This window comes from Gardnerella sp. c17Ua_118, assembly GCF_055804255.1.
The window spans coordinates 182,157-196,396 of sequence record NZ_JANUYT010000001.1; the positions used below are offsets into that span (position 1 = coordinate 182,157).

Annotated in this window: 11 protein-coding genes and 1 tRNA gene; 10 read left to right on the forward strand and 2 right to left on the reverse strand. The window is 42.2% G+C overall.

Annotation, left to right across the window (positions count from 1 at the left end; genetic code table 11):
• Position 1: 1 nt before the first annotated feature.
• Positions 2-829: a methionine ABC transporter ATP-binding protein gene (locus NYP69_RS00835; RefSeq protein ID WP_004574580.1), complete on the reverse strand. Its 828-nt coding sequence runs from the start codon at positions 827-829 to the stop codon at positions 2-4.
• Between the two features lie 124 nt (positions 830-953).
• Positions 954-1,802 carry a MetQ/NlpA family ABC transporter substrate-binding protein gene (locus NYP69_RS00840; protein WP_004132134.1) on the reverse strand — a complete coding sequence of 283 codons (849 nt, stop codon included), beginning with the start codon at positions 1,800-1,802 and terminating at the stop codon, positions 954-956.
• Positions 1,803-2,129: 327 nt separating this feature from the next.
• On the opposite strand from NYP69_RS00840, the gene NYP69_RS00845 reads away from it, so the two are divergent.
• The 10 genes from NYP69_RS00845 to NYP69_RS00890 all read left to right on the forward strand — a co-directional run bounded on the left by NYP69_RS00845 (position 2,130) and on the right by NYP69_RS00890 (position 14,200).
• The gene (locus tag NYP69_RS00845; protein WP_004132135.1) at positions 2,130-3,842 is read left to right on the forward strand and encodes an NAD+ synthase; all 1,713 of its coding nucleotides are present in this window, start codon (positions 2,130-2,132) and stop codon (positions 3,840-3,842) included.
• Between the two features lie 249 nt (positions 3,843-4,091).
• Positions 4,092-6,467: a formate acetyltransferase gene (locus NYP69_RS00850; RefSeq protein WP_020757917.1), complete on the forward strand. Its 2,376-nt coding sequence runs from the start codon at positions 4,092-4,094 to the stop codon at positions 6,465-6,467.
• Between the two features lie 111 nt (positions 6,468-6,578).
• Positions 6,579-7,460, forward strand: a complete 882-nt coding sequence (gene pflA, locus NYP69_RS00855; protein WP_473410462.1) for a pyruvate formate-lyase-activating protein — start codon at positions 6,579-6,581, stop codon at positions 7,458-7,460.
• A 125-nt stretch (positions 7,461-7,585) separates the two neighbouring features.
• Complete coding sequence (locus NYP69_RS00860; protein ID WP_473410463.1) at positions 7,586-7,933, forward strand: hypothetical protein; 348 nt, start codon at positions 7,586-7,588, stop codon at positions 7,931-7,933.
• Between the two features lie 240 nt (positions 7,934-8,173).
• Positions 8,174-9,556 carry an HRDC domain-containing protein gene (locus NYP69_RS00865; RefSeq protein ID WP_473410464.1) on the forward strand — a complete coding sequence of 461 codons (1,383 nt, stop codon included), beginning with the start codon at positions 8,174-8,176 and terminating at the stop codon, positions 9,554-9,556.
• A gap of 51 nt (positions 9,557-9,607) precedes the next feature.
• Entirely contained in the window at positions 9,608-10,966 is a 1,359-nt protein-coding gene (gene tig, locus NYP69_RS00870; RefSeq protein WP_032819412.1) for a trigger factor, read from the forward strand.
• A gap of 195 nt (positions 10,967-11,161) precedes the next feature.
• Positions 11,162-12,658, forward strand: coding sequence for a chloride channel protein (locus NYP69_RS00875; protein WP_473410465.1), 1,497 nt, complete (start codon positions 11,162-11,164; stop codon positions 12,656-12,658).
• Between the two features lie 35 nt (positions 12,659-12,693).
• Complete coding sequence (locus NYP69_RS00880; protein ID WP_032813113.1) at positions 12,694-13,305, forward strand: ATP-dependent Clp protease proteolytic subunit; 612 nt, start codon at positions 12,694-12,696, stop codon at positions 13,303-13,305.
• 5 nt (positions 13,306-13,310) lie between these two features.
• Positions 13,311-13,979, forward strand: coding sequence for an ATP-dependent Clp protease proteolytic subunit (locus NYP69_RS00885; RefSeq protein WP_004132142.1), 669 nt, complete (start codon positions 13,311-13,313; stop codon positions 13,977-13,979).
• Positions 13,980-14,126: 147 nt separating this feature from the next.
• Positions 14,127-14,200, forward strand: a tRNA-Arg gene (locus NYP69_RS00890).
• The last annotated feature ends 40 nt before the right edge of the window (positions 14,201-14,240 follow it).

A 14,240-nucleotide genomic window follows, 5' to 3' on the forward strand; every position in this document is an offset into this window, starting at 1 on the left:
TTTATTTCACCTCGCTGTTTTTGCTGTTTTCGATGTTATCGCTGTTGTTTGTGTTATTGCTGATGTTTTTGCTGTTATCTCTATGATTTTCAACATTTTCGTTTGCAATAAGTGTTTTTAGAATATTGCTTTGCGGATTCTTAAAAAGCGTTGAAGTATCGCCGATTTCTACGATTTTTCCGCCATCAATCATTGCAACTCTATCGCAAATATTGCGTGCAACTGCAAGAGAGTGAGTAATAATAACCAATGTAACGTTAAGATCTCGGTTAATTCTTCTAAGCAAGTCAAGTATTTGCGCTGTAGTTGTTGAATCCAACGCGCTTGTAGCTTCGTCACAAAGCATTATCGAAGGATTGTTAGCAAGCGCTCGCGCAATAGCAACACGTTGCTGCTGGCCGCCAGAAAGCTGAATAGGGTAGCGGTTTGCTAAATCTTTTAATCCAACTAAGTCAAGCAAATATTTTGCTCGCTCTTCTCGTTCGTTCTTATTCGTGTGGTTTAGTTCCAAAGGAAAAGTCACATTTTGCAATACAGTTCGCTGCTGAAAAAGACTAAAGTTTTGGAAAATCATGCCAATATTTGACCTGATATTAGATAAATCGCGATTTTTAGCGTCTGTAATATCTTTTCCGTCTATTACAACTTTTCCGCTCGTAGGTCTTTCTAGAAGGTTTATGCATCTAACTAGCGAAGACTTTCCAGCTCCCGAAGAACCTAAAATTCCAAAGACTTCTCCCGATTCAATAGTCAAATTAATGTCTTTAAGCGCTTCGTGTTTAGTTTTGCCGCTTGAATAAGTCTTATAAAGATGTTCAATCTGAATCATTTTTCCACCGATTGTAGAACGAATTGTAAAACGAATTATAAAACAAATATGAGGCACGTGCCTCTAGTTTTTTTAGAGGCACATGTCTCTTTTTTTTTATTTGCGATTAAACGCTGTAATCACGTTAAAACACTGGAAGAACAGCGCCGTTGTAGTTTTTATTTATAAAATCACGAACTGCGTCGGTTTTTAGTGCCTTAATAAGAGCCTTGATTTTAGCAAGTTTTTCGGAGCCCTTCTTAACAGCAATAATGTTTTCGTATGTCTTAGCGGCTACGCCTCCAACTTTTTCGCTTGTAAGAGGATCTTTAGTTGGGTTAAATCCAGCTTGAATAGCGTAGTTTCCGTTTAGAGCAGCTAAATCAACGTCTTTAACGACTGTTGGAACCAAAGAGGCGTCTATTTCCTTAAACTTTAGATTCTTTGGATTAGAAACAATATCCTTCTTGGTTGAGTTAACATCCTTTGGATTCTTTAGCTTAAGAAGACCTGCGTCTTGCAAAAGAAGAAGTGCGCGAGCTTCGTTGGTTGGATCGCTAGGAACAGCAACTGTTGCGCCATCTTTTAAGTCCTTAATTGTTTTAGTCTTTCCTGGGTAAAGTCCAAATGGCTCAAAGTGGATTCCAGCAATAGAAATAATATGCGTTCCTCTTTCTTTATTAAAGTTATCTAAGTATGGCAAATGCTGATGGTAGTTTGCGTCTGCTTCGCCTTCTTCTACAGCAGTATTTGGCTGAACGTAATCAGTAAATTCCTTAACAACCAACTTATAGCCTTGCTTTTGCAAAATCGGCTTAACTACTTTATTCAAAATATCGCTGTGAGGAGTTGGGGAAGCTGCAACCTTAATCACCTTATCGTCTTTAGTTGCTCCATTTGCAGAAGATCCGCATGCGCTTAGCGAAAGACCCAAAATCGCAGTTAGTGCTGTAAAAGCTGCAATAATCTTTGTGTTCTTTTTTGTGATTTTCATGTTTTTCCCCTTGTCCTTTAATGTTTTTTGCTAGTTGATTATTTTGTTTCTTAGCAACGGAATATCAATATATGCGATTTTGCAGCCTCTTCGCTACCTATTTTCTATTTGTATAATTTATGACGAGTTAGTAAAGCTAATAAAATCAATAAGATAATCAACAATTATTTTTTGCATTTAGGGCTTGATTTTTTGTTTTTTGCGATTTTTCTACGATTGGCGTTTTGCGATTGTTCTATTTGCAAAGCTAAAACGTTTTATTGCAACATGGCTTATTCAACATGGCTTATTCAACATGGCTTATTCAACATGGCTTATAATAAAAACATGACTTCTTTGCGTTTAGCTTTAGCTCAAATTGACACTTGCGTTGGAAACATAAGCAAAAATACGGATGAAATATTGCGATTTTGCAAAGACGCAAGTAGGGGAAACGCCGATATTGTTGTGTTTCCAGAAATGACACTAACTGGGTATCCAATCGAAGACCTTGCTTTGCGTGCAACATTTAGAAAAGCAGCTAATAATGCCGCTTATAGTCTTGCAAAAAGCTTAAAAGATAGCGGATTAGGTGACTTATACGTTGTTGTTGGAACGGTTGGTGTAGACGATGAGTTAGGTAAGCCAAGAAATCGCTTGCTTGTTATTAACAACGGAAAAGTGGCACTTGTTTACGACAAACATTTTTTGCCAAATTATGGCGTTTTTGACGAATTTAGAATTTTCTCTTCTGGAAACGATTGCGGAATTCTAAACGTTAAAGGCGCAAAATTAGGATTTGCGATTTGCGAAGATATTTGGCAAGATGGCGGCCCAGTTGCGCGTCTTTCTAAAGAGGGTATTGATGTTCTAGTAACAATCAACGGTTCTCCATACGAAGAAGGCAAAACGGATATTCGATTAAAACTGGCTCAAAAGCGTGCAAAAGAGGTTGATGCTCCGCTTGTTTATGTAAATCAAGTTGGTGCTCAAGACGATCTTGTTTTTGATGGCGGCAGCTTTGTAGTAAATGCAGACGGGTCTTTGATTGAGCGTTCTAAGATGTTTGATCAAGACTTAAGTTTTGTTGATTTTAATACAGATTTAGATGTGCAAAAGTGCTCGACGATTGCTCAAAAATTAGACCCAGACGAAGAAGTTTATTGCGCATGCGTTTTAGGACTTAGAGATTACATGCGTAAAAATGGCTTTAAGGGAGTTTGCTTAGGACTTTCTGGCGGAATCGACTCTGCGCTAGTTGCAACTATGGCGGCGGATGCTTGCGGAGGGCAAAACGTTTGGGGAATTTCAATGCCAAGCATGTATTCTTCGCTTGGTTCTAAAGACGATGCTTGCGATTTAGCTAAGCGCCTTGGAGCACATTACGATATTCAGCCTATTGAGCCGCTTTTTAAGTCATTCCAAAATCAGCTTGATTTGCAAGGTGTTGCTGCAGAAAATTTGCAAGCGCGAGTTAGAGGCGTGATTGTTATGGCGTACTCTAATTCAAAAGGTTTGCTGGCTTTAGCTACTGGCAATAAGTCGGAGCTTGCATGTGGTTATTCTACGATTTATGGAGATGCGGTAGGTGGGTATGCTCCTATTAAAGATTTGTTTAAGACTCGCGTTTGGGCGCTTTCTAGATGGCGTAATCGCGCTGCTAAAAATGGCGTAGGTCTTGGAATGTTGCCTATTGCTGGCAGTGAAGATTTTTCTAAAGAAAATAATCCTAAAGAAAATGCTCCAAAAGATGGCATTCTTATACCTGTAAACTCTATTGTTAAGCCTCCAAGTGCCGAGCTTAGGCCAGGGCAAAAGGACTCGGATTCTTTGCCAGAATACGATTTGCTAGACAAAGTGTTAGAGGCTCATATCGAGCTTGCTCACGGCAGGGCGGATTTGCTTGCAGACGGTTTTGATGAGCGCACAGTTGATACAGTTATTCGGCTTGTAGACCGCGCAGAATGGAAGCGTAGGCAGTATCCGTTAGGGCCAAAAGTTAGTGCGATTGCGTTTGGCAGAGATAGGCGAATTCCAGTAACAACGGCGTTTAGGGAATAGGCGGAGGCTGGGAACGGATTGGTGAAGCTTGGGAAAAGTCGCAAGCAACCGCCCGTTCGCTACGCGTTGTATATGTGCTAGTTTGAGGATTCAAACTAGCATTTTTATTAAAAATAAGCTAAAAAACAGTAAAATGTGAGGTAACTCACGTTAAAAATGCCAAAAATCGACGTGTACTGTTTAAACATTGCTCTAACATAGTAGAGAAGGCGACGTGAAGAAGCGTCGTGGATACGAAAGGAGTCAAATATGGCATCAGTGGATGCATCCGTTCTCAGCGAAGAGGATCTTCGTGCAAAAGCGTGGGATGGATTTACAAGCGGCAATTGGGAAAAAGATATTGACGTTCGTGACTTTATCCTAAAGAATTACACTCCATACGAGGGTGATGAGACTTTCTTGGCAGACGCCACCGAAAAAACTAAGCATATGTGGAAGTACCTCGACGACAACTACTTGGCTGTCGAGCGCGAGCGCCGCGTATACGACGTTGAAACACATATTCCAGCAGGAATTGACGCAATGCCAGCAGGCTACATTGAAAGCCCAGAAGTAGATAACGTAATCGTAGGTCTTCAAACCGACGAACCTTGCAAGCGTGCTATGATGCCAAACGGCGGTTGGCGAATGGTTGAGCAGGCCATTAAGGAAGCTGGCAAGGAAGTAGATCCAGAAATCAAGAAGATTTTCACCGTTTATCGCAAGACTCATAACGATGGCGTGTTTGGTGTTTACACCAAGAATATTAAGATTGCTCGCCACAACAAGATTTTGACTGGTTTGCCAGACGCTTATGGCCGTGGTCGTATTATCGGTGATTATCGTCGTGTGGCTCTTTACGGCGTAAACATGCTTATTGAGTTCAAGAAGCGCGATAAGGATTCGATTCCATACCGCAACGACTTTACTGAGACCGAGATTGAGCATTGGATTCGCTTCCGCGAAGAGCACGATGAGCAAATCAAGGCTTTGAAGCAGCTTATTAACTTGGGCAACGAGTATGGCTTGGATTTGAGCCGCCCAGCTCAAACCGCTAAGGAAGCTGTTCAGTGGACTTACATGGGCTATCTTGCTTCTGTTAAGAGCCAGGATGGCGCTGCAATGAGCTTCGGCCGTGTTTCCGCATTCTTCGATTGCTACTTTGAGCGCGATTTGAAGGCTGGATTAATCAACGAAACCGACGCTCAGGAAATCATTGATGCATTGGTTATGAAGCTTCGTATTGTGCGCTTCTTGCGTACTAAGGATTACGACGCAATCTTCTCTGGAGATCCATACTGGGCAACTTGGTCCGATGCAGGCTTCAGCGATGATGGCCGTACCTTTGTTACTAAGACTTCGTTCCGTTTGCTCAACACTTTGACTCTTGAGCATCTAGGTCCTGGTCCAGAGCCAAACATCACTATTTTCTGGGATCCAAAGCTTCCAGAAGCCTACAAGCGTTTCTGCGCACGAATCTCTATCGACACTTCTGCAATTCAGTACGAGTCCGATAAAGATATTCGTGAGCACTGGGGCGATGACGCTGCTATTGCTTGCTGCGTTTCCCCAATGCGCGTTGGTAAGCAAATGCAGTTCTTCGCTGCACGCGTTAACTCCGCAAAGGCTTTGCTCTACGCGATTAACGGTGGCCGCGATGAAATGACTGGCATGCAGGTTATTGATAAGGGTGTTATTGACCCAATCAAGCCAGAAGCTGATGGAACTCTTGACTACGAGAAGGTTAAGGCCAACTACGAGAAGGCTTTGGAATGGCTTTCCGAAACCTACATTGAGGCTTTGAACATAATCCACTACATGCACGATAAGTACGCGTACGAGTCCATTGAGATGGCTTTGCACGATAGGGAAGTCTATCGTACACTCGGATGCGGTATGTCTGGCTTGTCTATTGCTGCAGATTCCTTGGCTGCTCTAAAGTATGCAAAGGTTTACCCAATCTACAACAAGGATGCTAAGACCACTGAAGGTCATGAGTATGAGTACATCGAAGGCGCAGACGACGACTTAATCGTTGGCTACAAGACGGTTGGCGAGTTCCCAATCTACGGTAACGATGATGATCGTGCTGATGACTTGGCAAAGTGGGTTGTAAGCACTGTTATGGGTCAGGTAAAGCGTTTGCCTGTATACCGTAATGCTGTTCCAACTCAGTCCATCTTGACTATTACTTCTAACGTTGAGTACGGCAAGAACACTGGTTCCTTCCCATCTGGCCACAAGAAGGGCACTCCTTACGCTCCAGGTGCAAACCCAGAAAATGGTATGGATTCGCACGGCATGCTTCCATCCATGTTCTCTGTTGGCAAGATTGACTATGACGATGCTCTCGATGGCATCTCTTTGACTAACACCATTACTCCAGATGGTTTGGGTAGAGATGAAGGCGAGCGCATTAGCAACCTTGTTGGTATTTTGGACGCTGGCAACGGCCACGGCTTGTACCACGCAAACATCAACGTTTTGCGTAAGGAACAGCTTGAAGACGCTGTTGAGCACCCAGAAAAGTACCCACATCTTACGGTTCGTGTTTCTGGCTACGCAGTGAACTTTGTAAAGCTCACTAAGGAGCAGCAGCTCGACGTTATTTCTCGTACATTCCACCAGGGTTCAGTTACTGACTGATTCTGATTGATTTATGAGTGCCGCCGGGAGTGAGCATGGTTTTGCTCCTGGCGGCTTTTCAAATAAAATAGACTTAAAGATTACCAAAGACGGTTATAGGAGGGCATGTAAATGGTTGAAAACACAGCTTTTCGCACTACGACTCAGCACATGTTAAAGGAGTCAAAAGAGTATGCCCGACAAACTTTAATGGGTGGTCTTTCTGGTTTTGAATCTCCAATTGGATTAGACAGAAAAGACCGCTTAGTCGCTCTTAAAACTGGCGATATTGGATTTGTGCATTCTTGGGATATCAATACTTCTGTTGATGGCCCTGGCACTCGTATGACAGTGTTTATGAGTGGTTGCCCGCTTCGTTGCCAATATTGCCAAAATCCTGATACTTGGAAAATGCGCGACGGCAAGCCAGTCTACTTAGATGCAATGATTAAAAAAGTAGACCGTTATCAAAGTCTTTTTAAGGCAACAGGCGGCGGAATCACATTTTCTGGCGGAGAATCTATGATGCAACCAGCTTTTGTATCTAGGGTTTTTCGTGCAGCAAAAGAGATGGGCGTGCATACTTGCTTAGATACTTCTGGCTTTTTGAATCGCAATTATACAGACGAAATGATTGACGACATTGATCTTTGCCTTCTTGACGTTAAATCCGGAACTGAAGAAACGTATAAAAAAGTAACTGGCGGCTTGCTTCAGCCAACTATTGACTTTGGTCAGCGCTTGGCGAAGGCTGGTAAGAAGATTTGGGTGCGTTTTGTGCTTGTTCCAGGTCTTACAGACAGTGAAGAAAATGTTGAAAAAGTTGCTGAGATTTGCGATTCGTTTGGTGATGCTGTTGAGCATATTGACGTGCTTGGCTTCCATCAACTAGGCCGCCCAAAGTGGCATGAGCTTAGGATTCCGTACCCTCTTGAGAATCAAAAAGGACCTTCTAAGGCGCTTAAAGAGCGAGTTGTAAACCAGTTCAAAGACCACGGTTTTGTAGTGTACTAGACTGCATTTAGACTGCGTCAAAGCTGTAATTGTAATTTAGGGAAATTTTGCGTATTTTATTGTTTTTTTTTTTAAAGGATTTTGTATAATTATACAAATAACCTTTTTTAGAGAAAGGATACGCAATGAAGCGCAGAATAGGTTGTTGGATTGCATTAGCTTTTGCATTAGCGTTAGCTATTTTTGCACGGTGTAACGATCAGTTTGGCTTTGGCACAGCGATTATTATTTTAATTGTTTTGCCGATAATCTTGCTGCCGGTAAATATAGTTGCAGCTTTCGATGAAAAACCTCTTATTGAAGTGCCAATAATATCTGTTGCTATAACCATTGCTACAGAACTTGCCACTTTCCCAATAAGAGATTTAGGTTTACATGCTCTCTACGTTATCCCAACAGTTTTAGTTTCGGCAGTCGCATTTACTCTTACTAGATTCCTTAAAACTAAACTTGTTAAGCGCATAACTCAATAAGAATCAAACAATAAAACAGAATGATTATTTAATTGATTATTTATTTTTGATTAGTCGTAGTTGTGTGCGAAAGTTGAAGCCGTGTTAAAAGATGCATAATCTATAACACGGCTTAAATATATCTTGCGCAATATTCTATAGAATGTTTTACGGATGTTTTGCAAAATAATATTCAAGCATTACAAAGTAAGATGCAAAAAGCGTAAGAATTTGGCTAAAGCGTACAATCGGGAGGCGTTCTTGAATAAGGAACCAAAGCTTTTAAAAGAGCCTAGAGAAGGAGTTCCAGAAGTCATTGATACGCTTGAAGCATATAAAGAATATTGTAATTTGTTGGCAGCAGGGTCGGGGCCTTTGGCTGCAGATGCAGAGCGCGCATCTGGTTTTAGATATGGTCACGAAGATTGGCTGATTCAGTTCAAACGCAAAGGTGCAGGAATTGGATTGCTGGACCCAATAGCTTTAGGAAAACTTGGCGTTGATTGGCATGAATTTAATGAGGCAGTAGGAGACGCGCCTTGGATTATTCACGATTCTATGCAAGATTTGCCAGGATTTTTCGATATTGGTTTGCGTCCGCGTGCTTTATTTGATACAGAAATCGCAGCTAAATTGCTTGGTAGAAAGCGCTTTGGATTAAGCTCTGTAACTGAATATTATTTGGGATTGACTCTTGCAAAAGAACATTCTGCAGCGGATTGGTCATATAGACCTCTTCCTAGAGATTGGCGAAATTACGCGGCTTTAGACGTTGAATTGCTAATCGAATTAGAAGAAGTAATGAGCGGTGAGTTAAAGAAGCAAGGCAAGCTTTTATGGGCAAATCAAGAGTTTGCACACTTATTAAGTAAAGGTGCGCAAAAGAAGGCTCCTCACCCAAATCCTTGGCTTAGAATATCTCATATAAGCGTTCTTATGCACGATAAAATCGGCTTAATGATTGCAAAAGAGCTTTGGCAAAAGCGAGATGAGCTTGCTTGTCAATACGATATTGCGCCAACTCTATTGCTTTCGGATGCTGCGATTATTGAAGCAGGAAAGCGAAAACCAAGTAATTCTAGGGAGTTTCGCTCAATTCGCATTCTTAACGAACGTGTTAGGATTCACACGGGCAGCGAGCAAGACAAGATGTTTGAACGCTATGCTCCGATTCAGCGCAAAATCAAGCCAAATGTGTGGAAAGCTGTTATAGAAGACGCGATTAGTCGCGCTAAAAGTGGGGAAGTTGCTATTGTTTCTAAGCTTGATGATTCAAGTAGTAAATATGGCAATTACAACGATGCTGGCGATTTTGGCGATACTGGCAATTCTGCGGATGCTGGCGATTCTGTTGATTCTAGCGACGCACAAGAATCGCAAGCAGCTCCACGATCTATGAAGTATTGGCGTGATCATCATCCCAAAAGATATGAGCGCTTACAAAATGTAAAGCAGTCTTTAATCAAGATTGCAGAAGATACGCACACGCCTACGGAAATCATTATTAAACCGCAAATTATTCGCAATCTTTGTTGGCAAGATAATATTGAGCATATTGATGTTAAGGAGTTTCTTGTAGAGCAGGGTGCAAGAACGTGGCAAAGCGATTTAATTGCTGAGTCCGTAACTCGCGCTATTATGTAACGGTTGTGCCATATGGCAGAAGCTAGAAAACGTAATTTCAGGAGCGCAAGCGTGAAAATCAGCGTCAGGAATCTTGAGCCAACTAAGGTTAAGCTCACCATTACCGCAGATCTCGAAGATTTTGAGCCATTTATGGATCAGGCTCGTAAAGAGATCGCAAAGCAAATCAACGTGCCAGGTTTCCGTAAGGGACACGTACCAGGCAAGATTGTAGATCAGCGAGTTGGCTTCGGAGCTGTTGCCGGTGAAGCTGTAAATTCTGCTGTTCCAGAGCTTTATTCTAAGGCTTTGGAAGAAAAGAAGATTCGCCCAATGGATCAGCCAGAATTTGATGTTCAGGAAGTCCCAGAATCTGCTAAAGACGAACTTAAGCTTAAGTTTGTTGCAACTGTTGAGCGTCGCCCAGAGTTCAAGCTTAACAAGTTTAAGGGTGTAGAAATCGAAGTAGAGAAGCCAGAAGTTAAAGATAGCGATGTTAAGGCTCGTCTTGAGGCTTTGCGCGCACGTTTTGGCACTCTTGTTGGTGTTGATCGCCCAGCTAAGAAGGGTGATTTTGCAAACATCGATTTGGAAGCTAAGATTAACGACGAAGTTGCCGATTCTCAAAATGGCGTAAGCTACGAGCTTGGTTCCAACACCATGCTTGATGGTTTGGATGAGGCTTTGGAAGGTCTTTCCGCTGGAGAAGAAACCACTTTTGAAGGCACTCTTGAGGCTGGAAAGAACCAAGGCAAGAAGGCTCAGGTTAAGGTAAAGGTTAACTCCGTTAAGGCTCAAGAATTGCCAAAGCTTGACGATGAGTTTGCTAAGGAAGCATCTGAGTTCGACACCTTGAAGGAACTTAAGGAAGACGTTCGTAAGTCTTTGGAGCAAGCAAATGAAGGTCGCCAGGCAACTCTTGCTCGCGATGCCTTTATTGCTAAGATTCAGGAAGAAGTTGAAATTCCTGTGCCAAAGGGTGTTAAAGATAAGGCTGTTGCCGAGCATCTTAAGGGCATGACTCCAGACCCAGAAAAGGCTACTAAAGAGCAAAAGGACGAGGCTGAAAAGGCTGCAGAAAAGGAGCTTCGCGACCAAATGGTTCTCGACGCTTTGGCAGAAAGCCTCGACGTTTCTGTTTCTCAAGCAGACGTTACCAACTTCTTGGTTTCTGTTGCTCAACAGTACGGAATGGATCCAAGCCAGTTTATTAACGCTATTGTTCGCAATGGTCAGCTTGGTTCTGCTGTTCAAGAAGTTGCTCGCTCTAAGGGCTTGCTTGCTGGTATGCGTGCTGTAAAGTTTGTTGCTGGCGGAGAAGCTCTTGATTTAAGTGCTTTCTTGTCGGAAGATGAAGAGCCAGAAGACGAAAGCGTTAAGGCTGCTTCTGCTGCTGCAGCTGTTGCCGACGAGCTTGCTGCTGAAAAGTAGTTAGAATCTTCTAAATTAGAATCTTCTAATAATCTTGTTATTTAAGACCTAGTAGAGCATAACTCTGCTGGGTCTTACTTATATTTAATTAAGCTGGGTCTTACCTATATCTAATTAAATAATTACGATAATTACAGGGTTATAGAATTACAGGACTACAAGGTTACAGAGAAATCTTAAGAATTGCGAGACATTATGGATAGTAGTGCTAAAACTAAGCATGAATCTTGTTGCAAGTTTGGCAAGTTTGACAAGTTTGGCAAATTCTGCAAATCTTGCAAATTATTTAGTTTTGCAATTCTAGTAGCGCGTTTTATTGCATCTTCGGTTGTTCTTGGCGTTCTTGTTGCCCTAGGAGCAACAGTTCTTACGCTTATTTTTTACGCTGTACAATACCTTGCTTTTGGCTCAATTGAATCTGCTGAAAATACTGTATTTTTAGGTCTTCCTTGGTATCGCTACGTGCTATCTTGCACAATTGCTATGACTATTGCTTCACTAGCTTGGTATTTTTTGCGAAAGAAGGAGAATCCTCCTCGAATCTTTACTATTCCACAAGCCGTTAGTGGCAGTAGAATGCCAATTTTTTCTACTATTGCACATGTTTTATTACAAATCGGCATTGTTGGCTCTGGAATTTCAATCGGAAGGGAAGTAGCTCCTAGAGAATTAGCTGCAATGATTGCTCAGCGTTGCAGCAGTATTTTTAATGTGTCTGTTAAAACTCAGCGTATACTAGTTGCGTCTGCTGCAGGTGCTGGCTTGGCTGCAGTGTACCACGCGCCTTTAGCTGGCACCGTGCTTTCTTTAGGTTTGCTTAGTAAAACTCAAGGTTTTGGTTTTTATGCGTGGCTAAATCGCGAAAATGGCTCTGTAATAGTTAATGCACTTAAAAATATTGCGCGCTCGGAGCGTTTGCATTGCTTGCCTTTTGCTCTTGTTATGAATTATGTTGCTGCGTTTGTTGTTGAGTTTTTATTGCATCATTCTAGATATTACAATATTTCGCAATTTTCTTGCGTGATTTCTTGGCAAATTTGCGTTTTAACTGTTGTTGTTGGTGCAGTGTGCGGCTTAGTTGGTTACGTTTTTCGCTTGGGTATTATTTGGTGTAGAACTCATGCTTTGCGTGGTATACAAATGCTGTGTTTTATGCCTGTAGCTGGCTTAGTTATTGGTGTTGCAGCTTGTTGGTTTCCGCATATTATGGGGAATGGTAGGTCGCTTTGCCAACTTGCGTTTTCTGTAGCTAGCTTTCCGTATATGGCAGAAAACTCGCATATTATGATTATTTTGTTGCTTCTTGCGCTAATTAAAATGGCTGCTACTTTGCTTGTTTTGCGCTATGGTGCTTCTGGAGGCGTTTTGCAACCGAGTATTTCAACTGGCGCTTGCTTTGGCGTGATTTTATACGCTATTTTTTCAACAACGGCGCTTTCGCAAGTTTTTGACATTTCGCAAGTTTCCGCAATTTCTGTATCTATTATTGGTGCTGCTTCTTTACTTGCGTCTTCTAGAAAAGCTCCGATTATGGCGTGGCTTTTAGTTGCGGAATTAGTAAACGCACCGTTTACATTACTTTGTCTTATGCTATTTGCAGTGATTGTGTCTAATTGTGTATCTAGTTGTGTGTCTAATTGCGTTAAGCGTTTTACTTCGCATTCTTGTTTTGCGGTCACACGCACACGATAGTCTAGATATATTCAAAATGTTTGTAAGGAGATAAGGTGACTGATCTGTTTACGGCTTCTCCCGTTATGCAAGAAGGGGAGCCACAAAATCCAACGGATTCGATTTTTAATCAACTCTTAAAAGATCGTATTATTTGGCTTGGCTCTGAAGTCAAGGATGAAAATGCCAATATTATTTGCGCTCAGATGCTTATGCTAGCTGCGCAAGATCCTAAGAAAGATATTTGGCTTTATATTAATTCGCCAGGTGGTTCTATTACCGCTGGAATGGCTATTTACGACACTATGCAGCTTATTGAGCCAGATGTTGCTACGATTGCTGTTGGCATGGCTGCTTCTATGGGTCAGTTCTTGCTGAGTTCTGGCACGCCTGGTAAGCGTTTTATTACGTCTCACGCTCGCGTGCTAATGCACCAGCCTTCTGGCGGTGTTGGTGGCACTGCTACAGACGTGCGTATTAATGCTGAACTTATTATGGATATGAAGAAAACTCTCGCTGAGCTAACGGCTCAGCAGACTGGTCATACGGTTGAAGAGATCTACCGAGACAACGAGTATGATCATTGGTTTACTGCTCAGCAGGCTTTGGAGTATGGCTTTGTAGATAAGATTGTTACCACTCCAGCTTCTATGCGTGGGGAGGAGTGATTTTAATGGCAAGTGAAGAAGCAAAGTTTGTTGCTCGCGCTAAGCGTTTGGGTGGATTCGGTCAGACCAGTGGTGTGTTTACGAATCGTTATGTTTTGCCTCAATTTGGCGAGCAGACTCCTTATGGTATGAAAACGCAAGATCCATACACTAAGCTTTTTGAAGATCGCATTATTTTTATGGGTGTTCAGGTTGACGACACTTCTGCTGATGACATTATGGCTCAGCTTTTGGTTCTCGAAAGCATGGATCCAAGCAGAGATGTAATGATGTACATTAACTCTCCAGGCGGTTCTATGACGGCTATGACGGCCATTTACGATACCATGCAATACATTAAGCCAGATGTTCAGACGGTGTGTTTGGGTCAAGCTGCTTCGGCTGCTGCGATTTTGCTTGCTGCTGGCGCTGCTGGTAAGCGTATGATTTTGCCAAATGCTCGCGTGCTTATTCATCAGCCTGCAATGGGTCAAGATTTTGGCAAGGCTACAGAGATAGAGCTTCAGGCTAAGGAAATGTTGCGTTTGCGTGAATGGTTGGAATCCACTCTTGCAAAGCACACTGGCCAAAGTGTTGATCGTATTCGTAAAGATATTGAGGTAGATACTATTCTTACAGCTCCTCAAGCTAAAGAATACGGTATGGTAGACGAGGTTCTGGAGCATAGGTCTTAAGGATTTTATGTTTTAGATTCTTGTGTTTTAGATGCAGACCCTGGCGATGGCGACACGCCAGGGTTTGTATTTTTGTAAAGATGGTTGTATATTAGTCAAGTTGCCAAAAACAACGGAAAGTTAAAGTTCCAAGTTTTTGGAGAACATGCGCCAGTAGCCCAACGGATTAGAGCATCTGACTACGGATCAGAAGGTTGCAGGTTCGAATCCTGTCTGGCGCACGATACACGCGGCTTATGCCGCGTTTTTTTTTATAATGGT

What these genes read in the sequence shown, in the direction of transcription:
- NYP69_RS00835 (WP_004574580.1), bottom strand. Translation starts at nt 829, where the DNA reads ATGATTCAGATTGAACATCTTTATAAGACTTATTCAAGCGGCAAAACT.
- NYP69_RS00840 (WP_004132134.1), bottom strand. Translation starts at nt 1,802, where the DNA reads ATGAAAATCACAAAAAAGAACACAAAGATTATTGCAGCTTTTACAGCA.
- NYP69_RS00845 (WP_004132135.1), top strand. Translation starts at nt 2,130, where the DNA reads ATGACTTCTTTGCGTTTAGCTTTAGCTCAAATTGACACTTGCGTTGGA.
- NYP69_RS00850 (WP_020757917.1), top strand. Translation starts at nt 4,092, where the DNA reads ATGGCATCAGTGGATGCATCCGTTCTCAGCGAAGAGGATCTTCGTGCA.
- pflA (WP_473410462.1), top strand. Translation starts at nt 6,579, where the DNA reads ATGGTTGAAAACACAGCTTTTCGCACTACGACTCAGCACATGTTAAAG.
- NYP69_RS00860 (WP_473410463.1), top strand. Translation starts at nt 7,586, where the DNA reads ATGAAGCGCAGAATAGGTTGTTGGATTGCATTAGCTTTTGCATTAGCG.
- NYP69_RS00875 (WP_473410465.1), top strand. Translation starts at nt 11,162, where the DNA reads ATGGATAGTAGTGCTAAAACTAAGCATGAATCTTGTTGCAAGTTTGGC.
- NYP69_RS00885 (WP_004132142.1), top strand. Translation starts at nt 13,311, where the DNA reads ATGGCAAGTGAAGAAGCAAAGTTTGTTGCTCGCGCTAAGCGTTTGGGT.